The organism is Arcticibacter sp. (assembly GCF_053551015.1).
This window is the reverse complement of record NZ_JBMQOB010000003.1, coordinates 224,382-250,316: the sequence shown is the minus strand read 5'-3', so window position 1 is coordinate 250,316 and position 25,935 is coordinate 224,382. Positions and strand designations below refer to the sequence as shown.

General features: G+C 45.8%; 21 protein-coding genes. 16 read left to right on the top strand and 5 right to left on the bottom strand.

The window, feature by feature from the left end; translation table 11 throughout:
* Positions 1–5 precede the first annotated feature (5 nt).
* A complete protein-coding gene (locus ACO1NU_RS01555; RefSeq protein WP_448816686.1) occupies positions 6–863 on the top strand; it encodes a fumarylacetoacetate hydrolase family protein in 858 nt (285 codons plus the stop codon).
* Positions 864–893: 30 nt separating this feature from the next.
* Positions 894–1,682, top strand: a complete 789-nt coding sequence (locus ACO1NU_RS01550) for an SDR family oxidoreductase (protein ID WP_448816685.1) — start codon at positions 894–896, stop codon at positions 1,680–1,682.
* Between the two features lie 43 nt (positions 1,683–1,725).
* Here ACO1NU_RS01550 and ACO1NU_RS01545 read toward each other — a convergent pair whose 3' ends face one another.
* Positions 1,726–2,055, bottom strand: coding sequence for a YtxH domain-containing protein (locus ACO1NU_RS01545; RefSeq protein ID WP_448816684.1), 330 nt, complete (start codon positions 2,053–2,055; stop codon positions 1,726–1,728).
* 128 nt (positions 2,056–2,183) lie between these two features.
* On the opposite strand from ACO1NU_RS01545, the gene ACO1NU_RS01540 reads away from it, so the two are divergent.
* From ACO1NU_RS01540 to ACO1NU_RS01530, 3 genes are read left to right on the top strand one after another with little or no spacing between them, the layout of a single operon-like run.
* The gene (locus tag ACO1NU_RS01540; protein ID WP_448816683.1) at positions 2,184–2,429 is read left to right on the top strand and encodes a hypothetical protein; all 246 of its coding nucleotides are present in this window, start codon (positions 2,184–2,186) and stop codon (positions 2,427–2,429) included.
* Positions 2,430–2,445: 16 nt separating this feature from the next.
* Entirely contained in the window at positions 2,446–3,126 is a 681-nt protein-coding gene (locus ACO1NU_RS01535) for a response regulator transcription factor (protein WP_448816682.1), read from the top strand.
* A 50-nt stretch (positions 3,127–3,176) separates the two neighbouring features.
* Positions 3,177–4,445, top strand: a complete 1,269-nt coding sequence (locus tag ACO1NU_RS01530; protein WP_448816681.1) for a sensor histidine kinase — start codon at positions 3,177–3,179, stop codon at positions 4,443–4,445.
* Here ACO1NU_RS01530 and ACO1NU_RS01525 read toward each other — a convergent pair whose 3' ends face one another.
* From ACO1NU_RS01525 to ACO1NU_RS01515, 3 genes are all read right to left on the bottom strand, one after another.
* The gene (locus ACO1NU_RS01525) at positions 4,446–4,865 is read right to left on the bottom strand and encodes a hypothetical protein (protein ID WP_448816680.1); all 420 of its coding nucleotides are present in this window, start codon (positions 4,863–4,865) and stop codon (positions 4,446–4,448) included.
* Between the two features lie 66 nt (positions 4,866–4,931).
* Positions 4,932–7,073 carry a M3 family metallopeptidase gene (locus ACO1NU_RS01520; RefSeq protein ID WP_448816679.1) on the bottom strand — a complete coding sequence of 714 codons (2,142 nt, stop codon included), beginning with the start codon at positions 7,071–7,073 and terminating at the stop codon, positions 4,932–4,934.
* Between the two features lie 71 nt (positions 7,074–7,144).
* On the bottom strand, positions 7,145–7,948 hold the full coding sequence (locus tag ACO1NU_RS01515) for an SDR family oxidoreductase (protein WP_448816678.1): 804 nt from the start codon (positions 7,946–7,948) through the stop codon (positions 7,145–7,147).
* A 279-nt stretch (positions 7,949–8,227) separates the two neighbouring features.
* On the opposite strand from ACO1NU_RS01515, the gene ACO1NU_RS01510 reads away from it, so the two are divergent.
* Complete coding sequence (locus ACO1NU_RS01510) at positions 8,228–8,743, top strand: hypothetical protein (protein WP_448816677.1); 516 nt, start codon at positions 8,228–8,230, stop codon at positions 8,741–8,743.
* Between the two features lie 51 nt (positions 8,744–8,794).
* Here the strand turns inward: ACO1NU_RS01510 and ACO1NU_RS01505 are convergent, their stop codons facing one another.
* On the bottom strand, positions 8,795–9,154 hold the full coding sequence (locus ACO1NU_RS01505; RefSeq protein WP_448816676.1) for a hypothetical protein: 360 nt from the start codon (positions 9,152–9,154) through the stop codon (positions 8,795–8,797).
* Positions 9,155–9,490: 336 nt separating this feature from the next.
* Here ACO1NU_RS01505 and ACO1NU_RS01500 point away from each other — a divergent pair, with 336 nt between their 5' ends.
* From ACO1NU_RS01500 to ACO1NU_RS01455, 10 genes are all read left to right on the top strand, one after another.
* Positions 9,491–9,865 carry an RNA recognition motif domain-containing protein gene (locus ACO1NU_RS01500; protein WP_448816675.1) on the top strand — a complete coding sequence of 125 codons (375 nt, stop codon included), beginning with the start codon at positions 9,491–9,493 and terminating at the stop codon, positions 9,863–9,865.
* Between the two features lie 133 nt (positions 9,866–9,998).
* Positions 9,999–10,559: a type 1 glutamine amidotransferase domain-containing protein gene (locus ACO1NU_RS01495; RefSeq protein WP_448816674.1), complete on the top strand. Its 561-nt coding sequence runs from the start codon at positions 9,999–10,001 to the stop codon at positions 10,557–10,559.
* 250 nt (positions 10,560–10,809) lie between these two features.
* The gene (locus ACO1NU_RS01490; protein ID WP_448816673.1) at positions 10,810–12,240 is read left to right on the top strand and encodes an alanine/glycine:cation symporter family protein; all 1,431 of its coding nucleotides are present in this window, start codon (positions 10,810–10,812) and stop codon (positions 12,238–12,240) included.
* 44 nt (positions 12,241–12,284) lie between these two features.
* Positions 12,285–14,852 carry a BamA/TamA family outer membrane protein gene (locus ACO1NU_RS01485; RefSeq protein WP_448816672.1) on the top strand — a complete coding sequence of 856 codons (2,568 nt, stop codon included), beginning with the start codon at positions 12,285–12,287 and terminating at the stop codon, positions 14,850–14,852.
* 453 nt (positions 14,853–15,305) lie between these two features.
* A complete protein-coding gene (locus ACO1NU_RS01480) occupies positions 15,306–18,605 on the top strand; it encodes a SusC/RagA family TonB-linked outer membrane protein (RefSeq protein WP_448816671.1) in 3,300 nt (1,099 codons plus the stop codon).
* 9 nt (positions 18,606–18,614) lie between these two features.
* A complete protein-coding gene (locus tag ACO1NU_RS01475; RefSeq protein WP_448816670.1) occupies positions 18,615–20,495 on the top strand; it encodes a RagB/SusD family nutrient uptake outer membrane protein in 1,881 nt (626 codons plus the stop codon).
* 6 nt (positions 20,496–20,501) lie between these two features.
* Positions 20,502–21,182: a DUF3823 domain-containing protein gene (locus ACO1NU_RS01470; protein ID WP_448816669.1), complete on the top strand. Its 681-nt coding sequence runs from the start codon at positions 20,502–20,504 to the stop codon at positions 21,180–21,182.
* A gap of 177 nt (positions 21,183–21,359) precedes the next feature.
* The gene (locus ACO1NU_RS01465) at positions 21,360–22,910 is read left to right on the top strand and encodes an alpha-N-arabinofuranosidase (RefSeq protein ID WP_448816668.1); all 1,551 of its coding nucleotides are present in this window, start codon (positions 21,360–21,362) and stop codon (positions 22,908–22,910) included.
* Positions 22,911–22,917: 7 nt separating this feature from the next.
* Positions 22,918–24,906: an alpha-L-arabinofuranosidase C-terminal domain-containing protein gene (locus ACO1NU_RS01460; protein ID WP_448816667.1), complete on the top strand. Its 1,989-nt coding sequence runs from the start codon at positions 22,918–22,920 to the stop codon at positions 24,904–24,906.
* Positions 24,907–24,912: 6 nt separating this feature from the next.
* A complete protein-coding gene (locus tag ACO1NU_RS01455; protein WP_448816666.1) occupies positions 24,913–25,932 on the top strand; it encodes a family 43 glycosylhydrolase in 1,020 nt (339 codons plus the stop codon).
* Positions 25,933–25,935 lie beyond the last annotated feature (3 nt).

Genomic DNA, 25,935 nt, shown 5'->3' with positions numbered 1-25,935 from the left:
TATAGATGAAATTAATAAGATTCGGAACTGCCGGCAAAGAAAAGACCGGAGTTATTGTGGATGATATCAAATACGACACCTCTGCATTCGGAGAAGATTATAACGAGAGCTTTTTCGGCAATGATGGACTCAAAAGGCTAAAGGCATTTTTAGATGAGAATGAAGGCAAGCTAAGTGTTATTCCTGATTCCGAGCGTATCGGGCCACCCGTCGCACGTCCGTCTAAGATCATTTGCATTGGGTTGAATTATGCTGATCATGCAACGGAAACAAAGGCAGCCCTTCCGTCGGAGCCCATTTTGTTCATGAAGGCTAGTACTTCCTTTGCCGGTCCTGACGATGATATTATCATCCCTAAGAATTCTGAGAAGACAGATTGGGAAGTGGAGCTTTCTGTAGTCATTGGTAAGAAGGCTTCGTACGTAGAAGAGGCTGATGCTGAGCAGTACATTGCTGGTTATACCTTACATAATGATGTTTCCGAGCGGGCTTTTCAGCTTGAACGCAACGGGACATGGGACAAAGGTAAAGGTTGTGATACCTTCGCTCCGACCGGTCCTTTTTTGGCAACACCAGATGAAATCGCAGACGTCAATAACCTCCGCCTCTGGCTGAAAGTGAACGGTGAAATGATGCAGGACGGAACTACCGCCAACCTTATTTTTAAAATACCTTTCCTGATCTCTTATGTCAGTCAGTTTATGACGCTCCTTCCGGGAGATATAATCTCTACAGGTACACCTGCAGGAGTGGGTCTGGGCTTTACCCCGCCGGTCTATTTAAAACCCGGTGATGTGGTTGAGCTTGGGATTGACGGTCTGGGCACTTCCAGACAGACCGTTAAAGCATATCAGGCACCTTAGATTTAAAAGCAGCATCTTAAACAACCAATTATGGATCTTAAATTAAAAGACAAGGTAATTATTGTTACCGGAGGTGCACGGGGAATAGGAAAGGGTATTTCCATGGCACTTGCCCGAGAGGGAGCAATACCTGCTATTGTGAGCAGGACCGCCTCTGAAAGTCTTAAAACCATCGTGGAAATCGAGGACCTGGGCGGTTCCGCTTTTCAGATTGAGACAAATCTGAAAGATCCTGACGCTTGTAGAAAAGCCGTCGAGGCTATTTATGAGAATTACGGACGTATAGATGGACTTGTCAACAACGCCGGAGAGAATGACGGGGTAGGTTTAGAAAGTGGGGATTTTGATTCCTTCATATCTTCACTGCACAAAAACCTTATTCACTACTATATGATGGCTCATTATACCGTTCCATATCTTAAAAAAACGCAAGGTGCCATTCTCAATATCAGTTCGAAGACTGCTGATACGGGACAAGGAGGAACTTCGGGGTATGCAGCATCTAATGGAGGGAGGAATGCACTTACAAGAGAGTGGGCTGTCGAACTGCTCAAATACAACATCAGGGTCAATGCGATCGTTATTGCAGAATGTTGGACGCCCCTTTATGAGCGCTGGATTCAAACTGTTGAAGATCCCGAAAAAGCTTTGAAATCTATTGTGTCTAATATTCCCTTAGGCCAGAGGATGACGACTCTGGAGGAAATTGGTAATGCTTCAGCTTTCTTGCTATCGCCACTTTCAAGTCATACAACCGGGCAAATAACATATGTCGATGGTGGGTATGTTCATCTTGACCGTGCACTACTTAACGCATAAAAAAATCCCCGGAGGATAGTCCGGGGATTTTTTTATATACTAATTAGATGCCTCCTTCGACTGAATCCTCTACGTCATTCGTCGCCTTAGAGTATTTCTCTTTCGCTTTTCCTAAAGCATCATTTGCTGAATTCTTCAATTCGTCAGCTTTTACTGATAGTGAATCTTTTGCGGTTTGCACTTTGTCTTTGACAGAACTTGCCAAGTCTTTTGCCTTGTCAGAAATTTGACTCCTTGTCTCAGAGCCACTATCCGGAGCAAATAAAATTCCTATCGCAGCACCTACAGCTACACCGGCCAGCAAAGCAGCAATGATTTTCGCTGAATCGTTATCGTCAGACAGACGTCCGTTTAAATACTTTTTATAGTTCATGACTTGTTTTCTTTTGTTATATCACTAACATCTTTGTACTCATTGTGTTTACAGAAATGTTAATTAAATCAAAACGAGTGGTAATGTGCCAAGAAATGCCCTAATGATAGGTATTTAAGCAAAAATTGATGAACTTTGTATTAGTGGTTAAACAATCTATGAAAAGGATCTTTTACTATATGCTGCTTATAGCTTTCATTTCCAGCAATGGCCTTAGTGCTCGTGGAGAGGTTCTGCAGGATCGCAAAGGCGGCGGTAGAGGGAGATCTGAACAAACACAAAAAGGGCGGGGGTCAAGTAAACCGGTCAAAGAAGTCCCTAAATCGAGAAAGCAGGACAAACCGGAGCCGGTAAGAGGGAAAGGACGCCGATAAACTTAAATGCATTAATTTGAAGGTACTATTAGTTGAGGACGAAAAGACTCTGGCGTTTGAGATAGAGTCGTTTCTGAAAAAGTCTTTCTATATATGTGATATGGCACATACCGCTCGTTCATCTTTGGAGTATATGTCTGCCAATCAGTATGATTTTATCTTGCTTGATCTTGGTCTTCCCGACATGGACGGACTGAAGCTTCTCCTCGAAGCAAAAAAGCTCAATCCCGATGCTGCTTATATCATTCTCACTGCAAGAGGCAAGACGGAAGATCGCATCACGGGGCTTGACCTGGGGGCGGATGATTACCTGTCGAAGCCATTCTCTCTGCCCGAGCTTCACTCGAGAATGCAAGCCATCGCCCGCAGAAAATACCGACTCAATAACTCTGAAGTTTCTATAGGTGAATTTCTGGTCGACATACAAAGGCGGGTTGTTCGTCATGGAGATACCGAGATTGAACTATCCAGAAAAGAATTTGACCTGTTGAGCTACCTCCTCCTGAACAAAAACCGCCCACTTACCAGAATGCAGCTTAGCGAACATATATGGGGTAATTTCGTCGAAGATGACAATGAGTCGAACTATATAGATGCACATGTAAAGAATGTCCGTAAGAAGCTAGGCGCATACGCAAGTACCGAATGGTTGGAAACAATTAGAGGAGTAGGTTATAAAATCAGGAAACAAGTGTGAAGCTGCTCAATAAATTAACTCTTTCCATTACGCTCTCTAAACTGGGGATAGTGTTGCTATTTGTTATACTCCTGCCCTTTATAGTTGAGAGGATCGCGTCTGATTATACAAACTACAAACTCAAGGAGCAGAAGGACGCGGTCATGGAATCTATCGCCCGTAATGGAGTTAACTACTATCTGGACGGTGACAGTAGCTATGGTAGCTATACAATGCTGAAGGAAGAATATATATCTTTAGAGCCTTCGCCCCTCCTGCAGATCGATACGATTGAGACAAGCAGGCGACTTGTGGAGCGGGATACGCTCGTCTATCGAGTTTTAAGCTATACCTTTCAGGAAGACGGCAAAACCTACCTGCTCGAAGTAGGAAAGAAGCTCACCTCTATACATGAATATAACAGACCCTTACAGCGCATAGCACTATACCTTCTAATCGGTTTGACCATATTATCCACAATAATCGATCTGTTATATACCCGTTATTTGCTTAAGCCACTGCAACAGATTATTAAATCAAAACTGGTCAAACAGACTTTTCCATTTACGAAAAATGCGACCCCTGTCAAGACGACAACTGCAGATTTTCAGTATCTGGATAGCTCGCTTATCAGCCTTATGGATCAGGTGAGAGAAGCTTTTGAAAAGGAGAGGGAGTTTACTGCAAATGCCTCGCATGAGCTCATGACTCCGATCAGTATTCTTAAAAGCAAAATTGAAAACTTGATGATTCAAGAGGACATAAGCGAGGAGAACCTGCAGAAGCTTTCAGAGCTAATGACAACAGTAAGCAGGCTGAGCCGGATTGTGAATTCGTTATTGATGATTTCCCGAATAGAAAACGACCAATATGTTCTTGAAGAGGAGGTTAATGTTCAGGCGCTTGTTCAGCAAGTTGTCTCCGAAATTGAAGATCGTATTATCGGTAACGAGATCAAAATTGAGATTAACCTGAATGAATCATTTCTCTTTTCGCCTTGTAATAAGGATCTGCTCTTTCAGCTGGTTTATAATCTTTTGAATAACGCAATAAAATACAATGTTCCGAAGGGATCCATCAGGATTACAGATGGATACACCCTGGAACATCGTTATGAACTGATGATTAGCGATACGGGTATAGGTATCTCACCAGCCGATCTCCCCCTGATTTTTAACCGGTTTAAAAAAGTGCATGTTCAGCGGTCTTCAGGGGGCTACGGTCTCGGGCTGGCTATCAGCAAGACTATTGCTAATTACCACCACATCGAGATCGGAGTGGAGTCAGAGCTCAATCAGGGTACAACATTTAAGTTGCTGTTCCCAGTTTCCGGAGCCTGATTATCTATGGTTCCCATGGCCACGTCCACGTCCATTACCTCTTCCGTGATTACCTTTATAGTGTCTTACTTCACCCCTGCGGCCTCCTCTCTCGTAGGAGTATCGGTCTCTTGACGGACGTGAATAACGGTCTTTGTAATAGCTGTGTCTCATATAAGGTCTTGGCTCATGAACCTCGATATGCCTTACATTATATACATTATAATTTCTGTATCTGCCCGGGAGATGCGATCGGTGAACCCAACGTCCTCTATCCTGATAATAGTAGACTCGTTCAGTTACATGATAATAGGCGCCCACGTCGGGCATGTAGTAGTAGGCGGGTTGTCCTATGTTGACATTTACACTAACCTGTGCTTTTAAAGTTCCTGCAGTGATCAGTGTGAATAAAATGGCGAGAGTTAATGTTATCTTTTTCATGTTGCGCTTGCTTTTAATCAAAGAACAAGCAGCAACATGAAAATTAGATGAAATTTGAAGTTTATTTTAAATTGGCTTCTTATCTGGTTGAATATCAAGGCCTCTTTTTTTCAATAATGCCTGAATTCCTGGCTCAGCACCCCTGAATCTCTTATATAATACCATAGGATCTTCGGTTCCGCCTTTCTCCAGAACATTCTTCCTGAAGCTCTTTGCCTTCTCAGGATTAAACAGGTCGCCCGTTTCCTTGAAAGCCGAAAATGCGTCTGTATCCAAAACTCCTGACCAGATGTAGCTGTAGTACCCAGCTGAGTAACCACCGGCGAAGATATGATTGAAATATGTGCTTCTGTAACGTGGGATGATTTGATCAGTGAGCCCCACTTTCTTCATCGAATTACTTTCAAACGTGGAAATATCTTCTTTTAGCGCAGCTGTTTGCGTATGGAAATCAAGGTCGAGGAGTGAGGCAGCCAGATATTCTGTAGTTGCAAATCCCTGATCAAACGTTCCTGCGTTCTGCAATTTCTTGATCAAAGCATCTGGAATGGCTTCATTAGTCTTGTAATGTTTCGCGAACATTTTCAATACCTCTGGCTCTGCTGCCCAATTCTCCATAATCTGTGAAGGTAACTCAACGAAGTCGCGGGATACGGATGTTCCGGCAAGACTTTCATAGTTTACGTTAGATAATAACCCATGAAGAGCATGACCGAACTCGTGGAAGAATGTAGTTACCTCGTCAAACGTGAGCAAAGCAGGAGCATCTCCCGTAGGCTTGGAGAAATTGCATACAATTGAGATCACAGGAGCAACACGCTTTCCCTTCTCCATCTTCTGTGAGCTATATGAAGTCATCCATGCACCACCTCGCTTTGAGGCCCTTGGGAAAAAGTCTGTGTATAATACGCCGACCAGCTTTCCATCTGCTTCTCTCACTTCATAAGCAGCAACTTCTTCATGGTACTTTGGTATGTCTTTGATTTCTTTAAACTGCAGGCCATAGAGCTTTTGCGTAACAGTGAACACACCTTCACGTACCTTGTCCAGACTGAAGTAAGGTTTTAACTCTTGTTCATCCAGATCAAACCTTTCCTTACGCACCTTCTCAGCATAATACCTCCAGTCATACGGAGCAAGTTTGAAACTCTCGCCTGATGCGTCAATCATTTTCTGGATATCGAAAGCCTCACGTTCAGCAACGCTCAAAGCAGGCTTCCACAGCTGATGAAGTAGTTTGTATGCATTTTCAGGAGTCTTTGCCATCGTTTCCTCCAATACATAGTTCGCATGATCCTTGTAGCCGAGCAGCTGCGCTTTCTCCATACGAAGATTCACGATCGATCTGACTACCTCTTTGTTGTCATGTTCGTTGTTCTGGTCTCCCCTCTGAGTATACGCCTGCCAGATCTGTTTTCTGAGTTCGCGCTTATCAGCATATTGCAGAAAAGGCATAACACTTGGATTTTGGAGGGTGAAGACCCATTTGCCCTCCTGTCCTTGTGCCTTTGCAGTCTCTGCCGCAGCAAGAATCAGCTCATTTGGCAAACCAGCCAGGTCTTCCTTTTTGTCAATTACCAGCTTGTACTTGTTTGTTTCAGCCAGCAGGTTCTGCCCGAATTTCAAACTTAACAACGACAGCTCTGAATTAATCTTTCTCAGCTTCGCCTTGTCTGAGTCATTCAGGTTGGCTCCGCTCCGGATAAATGACTTGTGAGTTTTCTCCAGAAGCTTCGTCTGTTCCGGGCTCAACTTTAAAGACGCTCTGTTATCCCAAAGATTTTTGACTCTCCCAAATAATTTTTGATTTAAGATGATATTGTCGCTATGTGAAGCCAGGTCAGGAGACACCTCACGGGCAATAGTTTGTATCTCATCGTTTGTATTTGCCGAATTCAAATTATAGAATACAGATGTTACTCTGTTTAATAATTCTCCTGCCTTATCGAGCGCTACTACTGTGTTTTCAAAAGTAGGCTTTGCCGGGTTATTTGCGATAGTATTGACTTCCGACTCGTGTTGCTTGATACCTTCCAGAATAGCCGGTTTAAAATGCTCGTTTCTGATGAGGTCGAAAGGTGGTACCTGATGAGGGGTAGTGTATGTCTTGAAAAATGGGTTCATCTTGCTTGTTTGGCTGTATGCAATCTGGCTCGTGAATGAGCCCAGTGCAATTGCGGCGGTTAAAATAGTCGTCTTATTTATCATGTGTTATTATTGTCGGCACAAAAGTAAGGAGCTTTCTCTGATATAAAAGTATGTACCGCTGATATTACGTCTCATGTCATTAGCTTTTTTTTGAATGTATACTTCAATAGTTCAGGTACTTTCTTGCTATCTATGATCTTCCAGCCAAGGAGTTCATCTTTAAAGTGTGGCAGGATATGTCCGGATCGTGACGCTGCAGCTGTGTAGAATTCGTTTCTTGTGGGATGCTCGGGCGAAACTCCATGAAAGATATTCCCAAAAGCTTCCTGTTGAATAATAGACATAACTATTCCGATACAATCATTCTGATGAATCAGATTTACAGGAGCCCTGCCATTGGCAATGTCTGTCTTACCTGCGAAGAATCTTCCCGGATCACGTTCAGGACCAATCAAGCCTGCAAATCTGACGATGGTTGTCTCAAACCACGAGCAATCTAGCAGAAGTTTTTCAGCTGATAGTATAGCGAGCCCGGAAGCAGTCTCCGGCGCCGGCACTTCACTTTCTTCGATAACGTGGTTCATGTCCGAAAAAACTGAGGTCGAACTGATGAAGATGACTTGCTTAATAGCTGTTGCTCTGGATTGCATCGCAACCCGGCCAATCTTCTCGGCATAACGGTCTCCCTTTCCCGACCTCATTCCCGGTGGTATTCCGATAATCAATATGTCGCTATCGAAAAAATTACCGAACCCGATCTCTTCAGCGTCCAGATCTATCAGGTAAGCGTCAATTCCTTCAGACTGCAATTTTATCATTTTACTAAGGGTAGTGGTTGATCCTTTTACCGCGTAACCTGCTGAAATGAGCTCCTTAGCAAGAGGGTAGCCGAACCATCCACACCCAAGGATACTCACGGTACGATGTTTATTCATAGATATGACTTTTTCCAAAAGTAAGACTACTGACTGGGATCAAAGTCAGGCAGCAATCAAAAAACAAAGATGATGTCTCTGGAAACAACAGAGTGTATAACCCAGCCAACATAATTTTAATTTATAGACAACTGATCGGAATAAATGCCTAAAAAGTTTTTTTATAGGAAATGCTTTATAATGAACGGATTTCAGGTTCGGAGAGCACGCGAGGGTGAGTATTATTCAAATTGGCATGCAAATTGTCCCAAATAGCGTACAAACATTAAATAAGAACATATGAAAAAGTCATTTAAACTATTTACAGCGGCAGCTTTCGCTTTAGGCGCGTTATTATTTACTACAGATACAAAAGCACAGGATTCACAAGCCTGGAGATTAGGAGTAGGTGTAAATGCAGGTGTTGCAACCGACGATCCTTATGGATTAGTATTAGGAGGTGACCTGAAGCTTCAGAAAGACTTTGTCGGTCCTGTTTCTGCAACATTGACCACTGGTTATACAAACTTCTTCGCGAAAGATGATTTCGATCAGGTGGTTGATGATTATGGAGTGATCCCATTGAAAGCAGGTGTCAAAGTATTCGTTACTCCTAATTTCTACGTAGGTGGAGAAATTGGTGCGGGATTCGGTACCAACAAAGGAGCTGAGACTTCATTTGTATGGGCACCAGCAATTGGTTGGGGTTTTGCTAACGGGTTAGATCTAGGCGTGAGATACGAAGATTATACCAAGTACAGCAGCACCAAACAGGTGGCTCTGCGTGTAGCTTACGGCTTCAACTTAAGCAAATAATTTCTGTCTAACAGTGAAAAGGCGGTTCTGCGGAAGCAGCAACCGCCTTTTCTATTTTATAAGTTCAGCATCCATCAGAAATAATTCTGATCTGTAATCACCTGACTCATTCAAAATTAGTTTTCCCTTTATCTTTACGGGCTTGTCGCTGTAACGCACGCCATTTTTCGCATGCACTTCGATCATTGCCGGCACGTCGCCTTCTCCGCAAAACTGACATTGCTCAGTCGGAAGGACAGAAAGCATAAACATGGAGTGCGTCATGCCGGCCTTAACGGGTATAATGTAACCAGGAAATTCCAATACCTTATTTTCAAGTGCTTTGAGCGCGGTCGGAAATGATGGAGCCCATACTTTCTTGCTATTCAGCTTGTACGTCCGGTCTGCAATCAGCTCCCAGGTCTTGGTCATTAAAGGAATATCACCGACATGCTGGGCTTTCGCCGAAATTCCCGTGCATAAGAGAACGGATAAAATAATTATGAAGTTTTTAAACATGACTAACAACGAATACGATTATCTTTGTAGGGCAAAGGTAACCAATCCTTTCACGCAGAGCTAATAATACTGCGCGACGATATTGTAAAATAGTGATCATATAAGTTAAATTCTACAATATTCACGTCAAATCGCGCGTTTCATGGATATTATTGTATTATTTTTGTAAAAGCACATTTGTTGTAACAATCATCATTGTTATTCAGTATAAACGAGACTAAACCCCATCATCGAAGACATACATAAGTAATGGTTAAGTTATTTGCAGGCGGATTTCCCCGCGATTTAGAAGAAATCGAGTTAAAAGACATCTTTGAACAATTCGGAACAGTTGAATCCGTCAATATTGTTAGAGATAAGCATACCGGTATAAGCCGACGGTTTGGTTTTGTTGTAATGCCAAATGAGGAAGAAGCGAGTATAGCACTCCAGAGCCTACACGAAGCAAGTATAGACCAGGACGTCATTAGTGTGACGTATGCGGATGATCGTAAAAAGGAAAAACCAGCGCCACCTAAACCGGCGGCAAGGAAGATTGAATATAAAGCCAAACCAAAGATCTATCAAAAGGTTACCAGACCAGGAGAGCGGGTCGGTGGTAAACGGCCGAGAAAACGTATTTAATAAAAAGCCATCCAAGGGATGGCTTTTTTCGTTTGGTAACCTTACCTATTGTAAATGATCTTAAACATTCTCACGCCAGATATGTAGTTACCTAGGTGCATTCTTACCCATACTAATACCAAACGGAAAACATATGAAAACACTAAGTAATCGCAACATTGCTATTCTTACAGAGAACGGCTTCGAGGAGGTCGAACTCACAAGTCCCATGCAGGCTCTTAAAGATGCCGGGGCTACGGTCCACATCATATCACCACAGAAAGATAAGGTTAAGGCAATGAAGGATCATGACTGGTCCATGGAAGTCCCTGTAGATAAACATGTTTCAGAGGTCAGTGCGAGTGAGTACGACGGCCTTGTTTTACCTGGGGGGGTGCTCAATCCTGACCAGTTACGAATGGATGATCAGGCTATCCGGTTTATTGCTGAATTCTTTGAAGCCGGAAAACCCGTTGCGGCAATCTGCCACGGACCACAGTCCCTGATCTCTGCAAATGTCGTTCGAGGCCGTGATCTTACATCATATCCCTCAATTAAAACAGACCTGATCAATGCAGGTGCTAACTGGCTTAACAAAGAGGTAGTTGTGGATAAGGGGCTTGTAACAAGTCGTACTCCTGAAGATCTTCCAGCATTCAATAAAAAGATGTGCGAGGAATTTGCCGAAGGTATCCATGAAGGCCAGCATTCCTGATGTTTGCCTGAGCAGCTGAAGCTTCAAAGAAACATTTGAATATAAAAGGCAGCGATCGTCTGGAGGTCGCTGCCTTTTCTGCCTTCTGCGCTCATATCTTTCATACTGCTCATGTAAATTCGGTAAAAATGCACCCTGGTGTGATCTTTTTTTATTGAATTCCGCCATCTGCCGGCTGTTTTTAGGATAATTTTCTTTTCTTTAAAGTACAACTGGTTAATCGGGGATCAGTTTTACTCATTTAAATCGAATGTTAGAAGAATTTATCAACAACGTTAATAGTATTGTCTGGAGTGATGCGCTAATCATTCTCTGCCTTGGTGCAGGGGTCTATTTTTCTATCATTACAAGATTTCTGCAGGTAAGATATCTGCGGGACATGGTTTCGCTCTTATTCAGCGGACAGTCTTCCGAAAAAGGAGTGAGTTCTTTTCAGGCGTTCAGTATGGCGATTGCAGGTAGGGTAGGGACGGGTAATATTACCGGAGTAGCTACCGCTATAGCAATGGGAGGCCCGGGTGCCATTTTCTGGATGTGGACCATCGCCTTCCTCGGAAGCGCCTCGGCGTTTATAGAGGCTACTCTTGGGCAGATCTATAAACAGGTTAAAGATGGGCAATATAGGGGTGGACCTGCTTTTTACATAGAAAAAGGACTCGGTATCAAATGGTATGCTGTAGTCTTCGCTTTAGCTACTGTCCTGAGCACGGCACTTCTTCTTCCCGGAGTGCAGAGCAATAGCATCGCTACGAGTATTCACAACGCTTTTCATATATCGCCGGCAATCACGGGAGCAGGCGTTGCAGGCCTCCTGGCTCTGATCATCTGCGGAGGTGTAAAGAGGATCGGTAAGGTGGCTGAGATAGTTGTTCCCTTTATGGCAGTGGCCTACATCCTGATGGCCGTAATCATCATTTGCATGAACATTACCGCAGTTCCTGCGATGTTCGGATTGATCTTCCGCTCTGCATTCGACCTTGAACCCGCATTTGGTGGTATTTTCGGAATGGCTGTCTCCTGGGGCGTCAAGCGCGGTATTTACTCTAATGAAGCGGGGCAAGGAACCGCCCCGCATGCAGCTGCTGCGGCTGAAATCTCACATCCGGTTAAACAGGGGCTTGTTCAGGCTTTTTCGGTTTACATAGATACTCTTTTTGTCTGCACAGCAACCGCATTCATGATCCTCTTCACTGGTCAATACAATGTATTGAATCCAGATGGAGGATTTCTTGTTGAAAACATGCCGGGAGTAGCCGTTGGGCCTGAGTTTACACAGCGCGCGGTAGATACCTACTTCCCGCCTATAGGAGGTGGGTTCGTGGCCATTTCCTTGTTCTTCTTCGCGTTCACAACAATCATGGCCTATTATTATATAGCAGAAACAAATCTCAGTTATCTGGATAAACATGAAAAGAACAAATGGATGGTCTGGGCTTTGCGGCTGATTATTGTTCTTGCCGTATTCTATGGTTCAGTCAAGACCGCGGAGGCAGCATGGGCCGTGGGTGATATCGGGGTTGGAATAATGGCCTGGCTCAACATTGTCGCCATATTTCTTCTGCGGAAGCCGGCTATGCTTGCACTCAAAGACTACGCAAGTCAGAAGAAACAGGGCCTTGACCCGGTCTTTCAGCCTGGGAAGCTGGGGATTAAAAATGCTGATGAATGGGAGAAAAACTAATCTGAAATCTTCTTGTTAGCTTTGGACTAAAGTTCACAGGCACGATGATGCGCTACCTTCCTCTTTTCTGTTTTTTCTTTGTATTTCAGTGTTCCGCGATCTCTGCAAATGCTCAGTCGTCTGACAGTATCAAAACGGCGATAGCACCTGAATACAATCAGGTAGGGGGCTTTCACAAGTTCTGGCTGGGATCGAACTACAGAGAGCTATGGGCTACTCCGGTAAAGATCAGAGTGCTCAATCTGAGCAAGGAGCACGGGGGAATGCAAATTGTGAAACCAGGAGGAGGGATGCAGACCCGATCACTTCGTCTTGTCGACAACAGCGGACGAGAGTGGGTCCTGAGAACGGTACAGAAGTATCCGGAAAGAGGGTTGCCCCTGGATCTGCAACCCACCATAGCAAAAGATATTTTACAGGACCAGGTATCAACAGGCCATCCCTTCGGCGCCCTGGTCGTGCCTCCTCTCGCTGCCGCACTATCGCTTCCGCACGCAAGTCCCGAGTTAGTCTACGTTGGAGACGATCCCCGGTTAGGTGAATACCGAAAAGACTTTGCCAACGCCGTCTACCTCTTTGAGAGTCGACAACCTTTCGAATCGGCAGATACAGACAACACCCTAAAGGTTCAGCAAAAGCTCCTGGAGGATAATGATACGGAAGTCAGACAGAAGCTTGTACTCAGAGCGAGGTTACTCGACTTCCTGGTCGGCGACTGGGATCGCCATGAGGATAACTGGCGTTGGGACAAACAGAAGAAACAAGGCGAATCTGTTTACACACCTATCCCCCGAGACAGGGATAAGGTCTTTTACAAGACATCAGGTGTGCTGCCCTGGATATTGTCTCACGAATGGCTGAAATCCAACATCCAACCCTATAGCGGCACCATTCGCGACATTAAAACCTGGAATTATAATGCCCGGTATTTTGATCGTTTCTTTCTTACCCAAGTAAACCAGGAGGACTGGGTTAAGGAGGTCAGACTGGTGCAAAGCCGTCTAACTGATCAGCTGTTGGAAGAGGCTATGAGTAAAATGCCAGATACCATTTTCAAGTTGAGTGGCAGGCACCTTCTTCCGCTGCTAAAACAACGGAGAGATAACCTCATGCCGCTCGCTCTGGAGTATTATTCGTTTTTAAGCAGAACGATAGATATTCCTATGTCTGAAAAACGGGAGTTTGTAGATGTTAATTACCTGGAGAACGGGAAGGTCAATATCCGAATTGATAATAAGAAAAAAGACGGTACCCGCGGAAGGAAGCTTTACGAGCGTACATTCCGTCAGGATTCAACCAGCGAGATCCGTATCTACGGAGTGGCAGGAGAGGACGTATATCAAACAAGCGGTCAGGCCGTTTCAAAAATTAAAGTCCGCCTGATCGGTGGAATGGATAAAGACGAATACCTGATCCCCCAAACTCATCCAGGAGCAAACAAGTTGTTCATTTACGATGGAGAGGATGCCGCAGGTTCAATGTCTCGCCGCCGTGGCGTTCGTTTAAAAACATCTTCTGACACAGCTATTCACGCCTTTGATCCCCGGAGTTTTGTCTATAACCGCTCCGGACCCATTTTCCTGCTTAACTATGGCTTTGATCAGGGCTTGCTCCTGTCCGCCGGCTTTATGAATGAAGTACAGGGTTTCAGAAAATCCCCCTACGCAAAACGGCAGGAATTTGGGGCCAGCTATTCAACCGGTCGACAATCCTGGGCTTTCCGCTATGAAGCAGACTTCAAAAGTCTCATCGGTAAAAATGACCTGAACCTAGAGATCAGTTCCCTTGGCCCGCATCATGTAGGCAATTTCTTCGGCCTGGGGAACGCCTCAATTTATCAGCGGGATGATGATCGCGATATTTCTTTTTATAGAAACAGGTTCGACTACCTGACTGCCGATTTGAAATTGAAAAGGCAACTGGGCAGTTCCTGGGACGCGGAACTCGGACTTAGTTCAGAGTACTACGCCAGCAAGGCCTCAAATAATACAGCTAAATTCTTCAATGCGTTCAACGCGAGCTTCCCGGAAGAAGGGATATATCAGGAACGTCTTTTTACGGGGATTTCAGCAGGATTGATCTTTGATACCCGAGCTGATGCCCTGATCCCTCACCGGGGTACTTACTGGTCGACGCAGCTGACTGCCAAAACTCAGTTGAATGGAAGTTCCCGTTCCTACGGTCGGATCTCATCGGAGGTGGGTTTTTATCTTGCGTTGAAAGATTCTTCCATCGTATTGGCAAACAGGATCGGAGGCGGCAGCTCTATCGGCGACCCCTTGTTCTTTCAGCAAATGAGTCTGGGGGGAGAACGGAACTTAAGAGGATTCCGCACTAACCGCTTTGTTGGCCATTCCATGTTATATCATAATCTTGAACTGAGAATGCGCGTACTCCGCTTTTCTTCTTATCTCTTACCCGGTTCTATCGGATTGATTGCTTTCAACGACATTGGGCGCGTTTGGGTGCCCCGCGAGCGCTCTTCCGAATGGCATGATGGGTATGGAGGTGGCGCCTATATAAGTCCCGCAAACCGCATGCTCATACAAGCTCTCGTCGGTTTTTCTAAAGAAGGAACTCTACCTTACATTACCCTCGGATTCAGTTTCTGAAGAACGTGCAATCAATTTGATACGATATGTAGAAATTTTGAAACGTTATTGAAAGTTTCTTAGATGTTAAATACCTCTATTTGTGAGTGTCATTCGTTGACTTGATCTCGTGGAGCTTCGCTCTTGTTTTGAGGGATGTTCGGGGACATTTTATCCTCCGGGCGGACCAAAGAAAAACGGTTATTTTAACGCTAAATGGACATATTACAGATTATTAATATTTAGTATATTAGTATATAACTACCAATTGTAAAACCAAATTGCAAACAGCCTATGGCAATTATTCCGTTCTGGTCTATTGAGGCATTTCCTATTAAGAAACAATTATAAATTAACCAACCAAGCCCCTCACCACTCAATCAAAGCATTATGAAATAGACAATATGGATTAACCTCAGCATTTTAAAATTCAGTTCTTCAAAATGTACAAACTTCAAACTAATCAAAAGAACTATGCAAAGAAAACTACCAGAGGTATCCCAGTTTCCTGGTATACGCGTTGTGGGTGGACATTGGTACCACAAACTGCAATCGAAATGGATACTCATGATGACGCTGTTCCTGCTGTCATCTGTGGCGTCTGCCCAAACCAATGTGTCCGGCAGAGTGACCGACGAGAGCAATCAGCCGCTCGTTGGAGTTACGGTAACAATTAAAAATGTAAAAGGAGGAACCCAGACCGATCCGAACGGGCGGTACACACTTAGTGTGCCTGCTACATCTTCCGTTCTGCAGTTCCGGTACATCGGGTTCCAGAACAAAGAAGTAACTGTAGGAAGCCAGAGTGTGATTAACGTGCAGCTGGTCAGCGCAGGTAGCGAAGCCCTGGAAGAGGTTGTTGTCGTCGCCTACGGAACCCAAAAGAAGGCCACCATCTCAGGTGCTATCAGTAACATTCAATCGGCCGACATCGTGCGGACGCCTGCTGTTGCAGCAACAAGTGCCCTTGTAGGAAAGATTCCCGGAGTTACCGCCCGTACTTCTGACGCACGTCCCGGAAACGGATCAAGTCTTCAGATACGTAACCTCGGAAATCCGCTGTATGTGATCGACGGAGTGGCGTATAGTACTAGCAATGGCACCGACGTCTTCGGATACAATACCGGCATTTCGGGCGTTAACGCGTTTAACCAGCTCGGGATCGACGATATCGAGAGCATCACCGTGTTAAAAGATGCCTCGGCCTCCATCTATGGATTGGCTGCAGGAAATGGCGTCGTGCTGGTAACCACCAAAAAAGGCAGAAGGGGTGATAAGCCTAGCCTGGGGGTGTCAGGCTATTACGGCCTCCAGAATTTTACCAGATATCCGAGACCGGGTAACGCGGGTCAGTACGTGCTGGGCAGGTTAGAGTCAGAGCAGAATCTTGGGCGTAATCCAGCCAATCTATATGCACCTGAAGAACTCGCTAAATGGCAGGCAGGTGTAGAGCCCGGATATCAGAATAACGATTACTACGACTTTGTCGTCAGGCCGAACGTGCCCCAGTATTATGTCACCGCAAATGCATCGGGGGGAACGGAGAAATCAACTTACTACCTGTCTCTGGGTCACCTGAATCAAGATGCTACCCTGAAGGATTTCAATTTCAACAGAACAAACCTTCAGGCAAATATTTCGAGCACTATCTTAAAGGGACTTACAGTAGGGGCGCAGATCAGCGGTAGAATTGAGGATCGCCACAATGTGGGAGTTCCTGGTCTTGATGATTTCTTCAACCCACTCCTCAGTATCGGAAGTATGTGGCCAACAGAAACCGCGTACGCCAATAACAATCCGAACTACATCAACCAGACGCACAACGTGAACGTAAACCCGGCCACGTATACAAATGATATCACCGGATATATTGACAATGTCACACGTGGTGGAGGTGCCAAATTCAACGCACAATACGATTTTGACTTTGGCCTTTCAGTGAAGGGACTGTATTCATACGATTACAGTAACGAAGACTTCGAAGGATTTGAATATACCTATCCGGCCTATATTTATGATCCTGCAACAGATACTTATAATGATCGTGCAGAAAACGGAGCACTTTATGGAAACCAGAACCCATGGCGTGAAAGACACAAACGGAATGTAATTGCCAAATTCGCTCAATTCCAGGTCAACTATAACAAACAGATAAAAGAGCATTCCATTGCTGCTCTGGTAGCTTTTGAACGCAAAGAGGCAACGAACGATTATATCGCCTTGCACTCTGTTCCTCCGAACAACATCATCAAAACACAGCTCTTTGCTGATCTGGATTATCTCGGCGACACCCACTACGAAGAGGCCTTCGAGGGTTATGCAATGCGTTTGAATTATGATTTCAAAAAGAAATATCTCGTCGAGGCCGTTGCACGCTACGATGGTTCCTTTCTTTACAGGTCAGGTAGCCGCTTTGGCTTCTTTCCAGGCGTGTCCGTAGGCTGGAGACTTTCTGAAGAGAGCTTCTTTAAGAATATCTTCAAAGAAACGGTAAACGACTTCAAGCTGAGGGTTTCATATGGTAAGACCGGTACCTCCCTGCAGGATGTAAATGGTGCATACTATTCACCTTCTGCATTTGCATACCTCGGAGGATATAACGTAAACCGGGGAAATGCGGTGCTTGATGGTGCTTTCTACAACGGCGTAAGACCAAGGGGTTTGCCTACTACCACGCTTTCATGGGTGGAAAATGAGATGTCGAATATCGGTATCGACTTTACCGTATTGAGAAACTTTACCGGTCAGTTTGACTTGTTCCGGCGCAAGCGTTCGGGGCTTCCCGCCGGACGCTACGATGTGATACTGCCAAGCGAGGTGGGATATACCTTACCTGATGAGAACCTCAATTCCGATATCAGCCAGGGGATGGATGGATTCATTACTCACAGCAACAAGATCGGAGCAGTCGATTTCTCTATAGGTGGTAATGCTACTCTCGGACGTACGAAGGACGATTACATCTATAAACCGCGTTTTGGTAATTCATATGATCAGTATAGAAATGACAGAACAGAGCGCTGGCAGAACGTCAACTGGGGGCATCACATAATAGGCCGATTCCAGTCCGAACAGGAAATAAACGATCACCCGGTCAATATTGACGGCCAGGGTAACACAACTCTGCTCCCCGGAGATCTGATTTATGAAGATTTGAATAAGGACGGACTGATCAACGAGCTGGATGAAAAACCGATCGGTTATGCTGAAGGTGCACTGCCTTATTTCAACTATGGCGTAAACGGTCGTGTAACCTGGAAGGGTATTTCCCTCGCATTTGATTTCATGGGAGCTGGCATGCAGACCTACTATCGCGACTGGGAATTGAAGTTTCCATTTCAAAACAACGGGAACTCGCCTGCCTATATGTTAACAGACCGCTGGCACCGTGCTGATCCTTATGATCCAACCAGTCCATGGATAGCGGGAACTTATCCGGCGCTCAGAAAAGATGCTACCAACTTATCTGTTTTTCGCGTCCCTGGCGCCCTGCTGTATGATGACGTAAACAGAGGAGCCAATTTCAGAAACGACTTCTGGACAACCAACATCCGGTATTTCCGACTGAAGAATCTGGAACTGGGCTATAGTTTTCCCAAAGCATTACTTCAGAGGGCCAGTATCTCCGGACTGAGAATATACGTTAATGGCTCTAATCTGTTCTCTTTTGACAACGTGAAAGACTACGAAGTAGATCCAGAAATTTCAGCTACTAACGGCTTGATTTATCCTCAGCAAAAGATCTATACGTTTGGCTTTAATCTGACTCTATAGGATCATATTATGAAAAATATAACGAAATACATCATATTCGGCTTTCTGCTAACAGTTAGTGTGAGTGCTTGTAAAAAAGATTATCTGGAGAGGGAACCTACGGATATTGTTACCGATGAACAGCTGTGGAAAGACCCCAAGCTCATCACGGGACTGCTGGCCAGTTTCTATGACCGGCTTCCTACAGATATGGGGCTCAACGATCAAGGGGGATCGCAGTGGAGAAACATGGCTGACTACGATGACGCCATGTGGTCTGGTAGTTCAAATGAAGAACCCCGAAATGGAATAGTGAACTATGATAGAGGCCGCTGGAGATTATACGACTATACTTTCGTTCGCGACCTGAATCTCTCCATCGAATATGTTGATAAATACGGGAGTGCCACACTTACAGAGGTGCAAAGGGCACAGACCAAGGCCGAGCTGAGGTTCATCAGGGCATACCTTTATTTCGAGATGGTAAAGCGGATGGGCGGAGTCCCTTTGATCACTACCCAGCTGATCTATGACTTTGGAGGTGATCCGGCATCCTTGCAGCAACCCCGCGCTAAAGAAGAGGAGGTATATGATTTCATTGCTTCTGAGCTTGATGCTATCAAAAATGACATCGGAAACGGTACTAGTAACACGCGAGCCAACAGGTTTACTTGCATGGCCTTAAAAAGCAGAGCAATGCTGTATGCAGGTTCCATAGCGAAGTACAATGCCTTATTAACTCCCAATATCGTTACTCCCGGTGGGGAAGTTGGAATCCCGGCCTCTAGGGCAAACGACTACTTTCAAAAGTCGCTGGAAGCCTCTGTTGAAGTGCTATCAGGACCATACTCCTTGTATAACAGCAATCCAAACCTGGGGGAAAACTTCTACGAGGCTGTAGTTAAAAAAGCAAATAACCCTGAGGTGATCTTTGTAAGGGACTTCCTGACCTCTAAGGCTAAAAAGCACTTTTTCACCTACGAGAACATTGCAAGAGGGATTAGAGAAGATAACTTAAGTTCATCCAGTATAGCTCCGTCATTGAATCTGGTCGAAAGCTATGAGTATCTGGATGGAAGCAGTGGTGAGTTAAGAACCCGCAATGCAGCGAACACAGACTATATTTACTACAACAGCACCACCGACATATTCGCGAACAAAGATGCCCGCTTATATGGAACGGTCATTTATCCCGGAGCTCCATTCAGAGGTTTGACGGTGAGTATGCAGGCAGGTGTCATGCAATGGGATGCTGCAACCAATGCGTACAGAACTATTGAAGGCCCTGATCTGGGTGCGAATTATACAGATAACAAGCTGTTGATCGCTGCTTCAGGGCCGCACAGATCGATACAAGAAGTATCCAACACGGGTTTCTACCTGCGCAAGTATGTTGATGCAAATGGAGGAGCTTCTACCCGTGGTATTCAAAGTGACGTTTGGTGGGTTTGGTTCCGTCTCGGCGAGATTCATTTGAATGCTGCAGAAGCCGCATTTGAATTAGGAAGACCGGCTGATGCGCTGACCTATATCAATCCTCTTCGCGCCCGCGCCGGTTTTCCACAGAACAGTCTGACTGTCGCTACCCTGACATTAGACCGGATCAGAAATGAACGTCGCAATGAGCTCGCCTTTGAAGATCATCGCGTCTGGGACCTTAAGCGTTGGAGACAAGCCGATAAGGTCTGGACTGGTAATGTTAACAACCCACAAGACATGGTGTACGCATTGTATCCATACCGCGTGGTCCGCCCCGGCGACCCTGCCCGCGATGGGAAGTACGTATTTGTGAAGATGGTTGCTCCGCGCTTTCGGGCGCCGCGATTCTTCCAGAACTTCAATTATTATTCCTCTTTCGACCAGTCCGTTATCAACAATAATCCAAAAATTGTTCAAAATCCATTTAACTAATCGGCTATGAGACTTAAGGCATATATATACTCACTCCTGCTGATCACCTTAGCAGGAGGCTACGGGTGTAAAAAAGACAATTACGATGAACCCGAATCACTCCTTACGGGAAGGGTCGTTTTCGAAGGCCAACCCATCGGTGTCAGATCAAATGCTGTCCAGCTGGAACTTTGGCAACATGGATACGCATTTTTCTCCAAAATACGCGTGTTTGTGGCTCCCGACGGTACCTATTCAGCCCGGCTGTTTGATGGGGATTATAAAATGACTAGACAAAACGGGGGGCCTTGGCTCAGTAATACAGATTCGATCGACGTGCAGGTGCGAGGCAACACTGTGGTTGATGTTCCGGTCACTCCCTATACCTTCGTGAAGAGTGCTACCTTTCAGAGAAACGGTGCCACGATCACTGCCACTGCGAGCCTGCAGACCGTCAGCACGGCTAATGCCCTTGAATCGGTCAGACTATATGTGTTCAGAACGGCTCTGGTTGACGATGTGAATCAAAGTGCCCGCACGGTTGTCGAGGCATCTGCGATTCCTAACACCGGCCAGCCGGTTAGCATGAATGTGACCATCCCTGCGGCATTAACCTCGCTCGACGCCGTCTACGTCAGGGTGGGGGTTAAGACCGCCGGGGTCAATGAATTGGCGTACTCTCCGGTGGAGAGAATTGCGTTGAAATAAAAGCACAATTTCCGGGATACAGCAGAAAATTTTCTGCTGTATCCTCCTTAGATTCTGTAATTAATTGTTTACTTGACGCTTCTAGAATTTTAAATTACCTTAGTCTCGCTAACTAAAAAATCAAAGAATCTAACCAACCCGCCTTATTAAATCGAGTCCCGGGCCAATTTTAAACTGATGAAAAAAACCTCACTATCACTTCTTATCGCCTTTTTGGGCGTTAACCTTACTGCGAACGCACAAAGCGCACTGACGATCGACGTCAACACCGCTAATGCAAAAACCGTTATCAGCAGAGACATTTATGGTCACTTCTCTGAGCACCTTGGTCGCTGTATTTACGACGGCTTCTGGGTAGATCCGGCACTGAACGTTCCGAAGAAAGATCGCATTCGCCTGGATATCGTGGATGCGTTGAAGAAGATCAAAGTGCCCAATCTAAGATGGCCGGGAGGCTGTTTTGCCGACGAATACCACTGGCGCGACGGTATCGGACCCCGCGAACAGCGCCCTAAAATGGTCAACACCAATTGGGGTGGCGTCGTAGAAGACAATAGCTTCGGTACCCACGAATTCCTTGAACTATGTGCTTTGCTTGAGTGCGAACCCTATATCGCAGGTAACGTAGGTAGTGGTACGGTCGAAGAGATGGCTAAATGGGTAGAATACCTGAATTTTGATGGCGTGAGCCCAATGGCCAACCTCCGCAAAGAGAATGGCAGAGCCGAACCATGGAGAGTAAGCTTCTGGGGAGTAGGAAACGAAAGCTGGGGCTGCGGTGGTAACATGACCCCCGAGTATTATGCTGACCTGTACAAGCGCTATGCTACTTACGCCCGAAATTACCCTGGTGCTACACTTAAGAAAATTGCCAGCGGTGCCAACTCATGGGACGTAAACTGGACTGAAGTGCTGATGAAGAATATTCCGGGGCGCGATATGTGGGGCGTATCCCTGCACTATTATACTCTGCCTACCGGAAACTGGGGTAAGAAAGGTTCTGCAACCGCATTTGACGAAAAAGAATATTTCCAGACCATGAAGAACGGCCTTGCTATGGATAGCCTGGTTAGAATGCACTCCGCGGTGATGGATAAATACGATCCTCAGAAAAAAGTTGCTTTGGCTGTAGATGAGTGGGGTGTATGGACAGATGTTGAGCCTGGAACCAATCCTGGATTCCTGTATCAGCAGAACAGTATGCGCGATGCGCTTATTGCCGGTTCTACACTGAATATCTTCAATAACCATGCAGACAGGGTAAAGCTGGCCAGCCTTGCACAAACTGTAAACGTGCTGCAGGCTCTGATCCTCACCGAGAAGGAAAAGATGCTCCTGACGCCAACTTACCACGTTTTCGACCTTTATAAGGGTCACATGGACGCCAAACTGATTCCGCTTAACTTTAAGAGCCCTGACTATGAGCTTGCAGGTAATAAGATCCCGGCAGTAAATGCTTCCGCATCTATTGACTCCAATGGCGTGGTTCACATTACTCTCGTCAACCTGGATCCTAAAAAGAAGATCAGCATCAATACCGCGCTGAACGGACTTAAGTGGTCGAATGTTAGCGGACGCATTGTTACCTCTGCTAAATTCAACGACTACAACTCGTTCGCCAATCCTAACAAGATCGTAGCTGCCCAATTCAAGGGAGCTAAGAAGAGCGGCAATCAACTGAAAGCAGAGCTTCCTCCGCTGTCAGTGGTTGAGCTTGCACTCAAATAAAACCAATATGATTTTACAGATAGATAGATATACCAGACTGCTCGCAATGGGGGCAGTTCTGGTTTCTTGCGCAACAAGCTCGGCGAGCGCACAGAGTGCAAAGGTCTTTACCATTAAAGCCAATGAGGTAAAGGCTCAGGTTGCTCCAACCATGTGGGGGCTCTTCTTTGAAGATATCAACCAGGGTGCCGACGGTGGCCTCTATGCAGAACTGGTTAAGAACAGGTCTTTCGAGTTCGATGTCGCCGGTATGGGCTGGAAAGAGATCAAAGACCAAAATGCCGAAGGAACAGCGCTGTATCAGAATCGCGGAAATGTAAACCCTGCCAACAGACGCTATGTGCAGCTGAAATCCAGCTCCGGTCGTTACGGTCTCGCCAACGAGGGCTTCAAAGGAATGGGGATCAAGCAGGGCATGCAGTACGACTTCTCTGTTCTCGCACGGCAGCATGAGGGCAGCACAGGAAACCTCCTCATTGAACTGGTGGATGAAAAGAATGCCGTGGTCGGTACCGCTACCGTTAAACCAACGAGTACGAACTGGGCTAAATACACGGCCACCTTTGTAGCAAAGACTACCGTGCCCAAAGCCAGCCTGAACATCATGCTGGCGGACAAAGGAGGGATGGACCTTGACATGATCTCCTTATTTCCCAGAGATACCTGGAAAGGAAGAAAGAACGGTCTGCGCGCCGACATGGTGCAACTGCTTGCCGATATGAAGCCTGGCTTCCTCCGCTTTCCCGGAGGTTGTATCGTGGAAGGCCGCACACTTGACGAGCGCTTTCAATGGAAAAAAACTATTGGAAACCTCGAAGACCGCGAGCTGATCATCAACCGCTGGAACGTCGAGTTTAAGCACAGGCTAGCACCGGATTATTTCCAGTCTTTTGGCCTCGGCTTCTTTGAGTATTTCCAGCTTTGTGAAGATATCGGTGCCGCTCCGCTGCCGATTCTGAATGCAGGAATGGCCTGTCAGTTCAATACGGCAGAAGTAGTTCCTCTCGATGAGCTGCAACCCTATATTCAGGATGCGCTTGATCTGATTGAGTTTGCCAATGGGCCAGCCACATCTGTCTGGGGGAAGAAGCGTGCTGAAATGGGGCACCCCGCGCCGTTTAAAATGACCATGATCGGTGTCGGTAATGAAAACTGGGGACCTCAGTATATTGAACGTCTTAAAGTATTTACCAAAGCCATCAACGACAAATATCCCGATATAAAGATCGTGAATAGTTCAGGAACAGATCCAAACGGAGACAGGTTCGACTATCTTGATAGAGAGCTGAGGGCAATGAATGCAGACATTATCGACGAGCATTATTACCGAGCACCGCAATGGTTCCTCGAGAATGCAGGCCGCTATGATAATTATGATCGTAAAGGCCCTAAGATCTTCGCAGGGGAGTATGCGGCACAAAGCGTAAGGATTGCCAGTCCCGATAACAAGAACAACTGGCAATGCGCCATGTCTGAAGCGGCTTTCATGACCGGCCTGGAGCGCAACGCCGATGTTGTAGTCATGGCTTCTTATGCGCCCTTATTTGCTCATGCAGAAGGCTGGCAGTGGACGCCCGATCTGATCTGGGTAGATAACCTGCGTTCTTATGGAACAGCGAACTATCAGGTGCAGAAGCTTTTTTCTCTGAATAGGGGTACTGATGTCGTTCCTGTGCTTCTGGATAATAAGGCTGTTACCGGACAAGACGGATATTATGCATCTGCAACTATAGACCGTAAAACCAATGAGCTTATCCTGAAGGTCGTAAATTCCTCAGGTAAAAAGCAAAGCGGATCCTTTGTGATCGACGGACTTAGTAAAGTGCAGGGTAAAGGATCTTTAACCGTGCTGAGTAGCGCTGATCTGAATGCCGTGAATTCCCTTGAAGTACCCGAGGCAATTAGTCCTAAGGTATCATCCATCGCGATCAAAAATAAGAAGATCAATCTCGATCTGAATCCATATTCGGTAAATATGGTTCGGGTTAAAATCTAAAATATCATGGGAAAACAGATTCTCGTTCTGTTTATCTGTCTGTTTTCAGGTCTTGTCCTAAGAGGGCAGGACCTTGAAACTGACATCTCGGTTCATGACCCTGTCATGATCAAGGCCGGAAATCGCTACTACCTGTTCTGCACAGGGCGGGGAATCGCAGTCTGGTCATCTTCCGATATGAAAAGCTGGAAGCGTGAAAAGCAGGTCTTTGAAGAAGCACCATCCTGGGCAGTAGCAGCAGTGCCCGGCTTCAGAAACCATATCTGGGCTCCCGATATCAGTTACGCCGACGGGCTCTACTATCTGTACTATTCCGTATCCGCATTCGGTAAAAATACGTCCTGTATCGGCCTCGCTGTCAACAAGACACTGGATCCCGGAAGTCCCGATTTCAAGTGGAGCGATAAAGGGAAGATCATCCAGTCTTATCCTGGAATTACAAATTGGAACGCGATAGATCCCAACCTGATCACGGACAACAAAGGAAACCCTTATCTGTCTTTCGGCTCCTTCTGGGACGGACTCAAGCTAGTTAAACTGAGCAAAGACCGCCTTCAGGTGTTGGGCGACACCATTCATCTTCCTACGATCGCCAGCAGGAAAATGGATCCAAACCAGCTGGCCAATCCCCCGGCAGTAGACAACAACCCTCCCGACGCCGGTGGCAACGCGATCGAAGCGCCTTTCATTTTTAAGAGAAACCGGTATTATTACCTTTTTGCATCGATAGACTATTGCTGCAAAGGGGTCAACAGCACCTACAAGATGGTTGTAGGGAGGTCCCGAGACGTAAAAGGACCCTACCTTGATAAGGAAGGACGCGATATGCGCACAGCAGGCGGTACATTACTCCTCGCAGGTAACGCCAACTGGCATGGCGTAGGCCATAATGCCGTTTGCCGCTTTGATGGAACCGACTATCTGATCTATCATGGCTATGATGCAAAAGATAACGGTAAGCCCAAATTGCAGATCAAAACCCTAAAATGGGACACTCTAGGCTGGCCTGAGGTCACACTTGACTAAAGA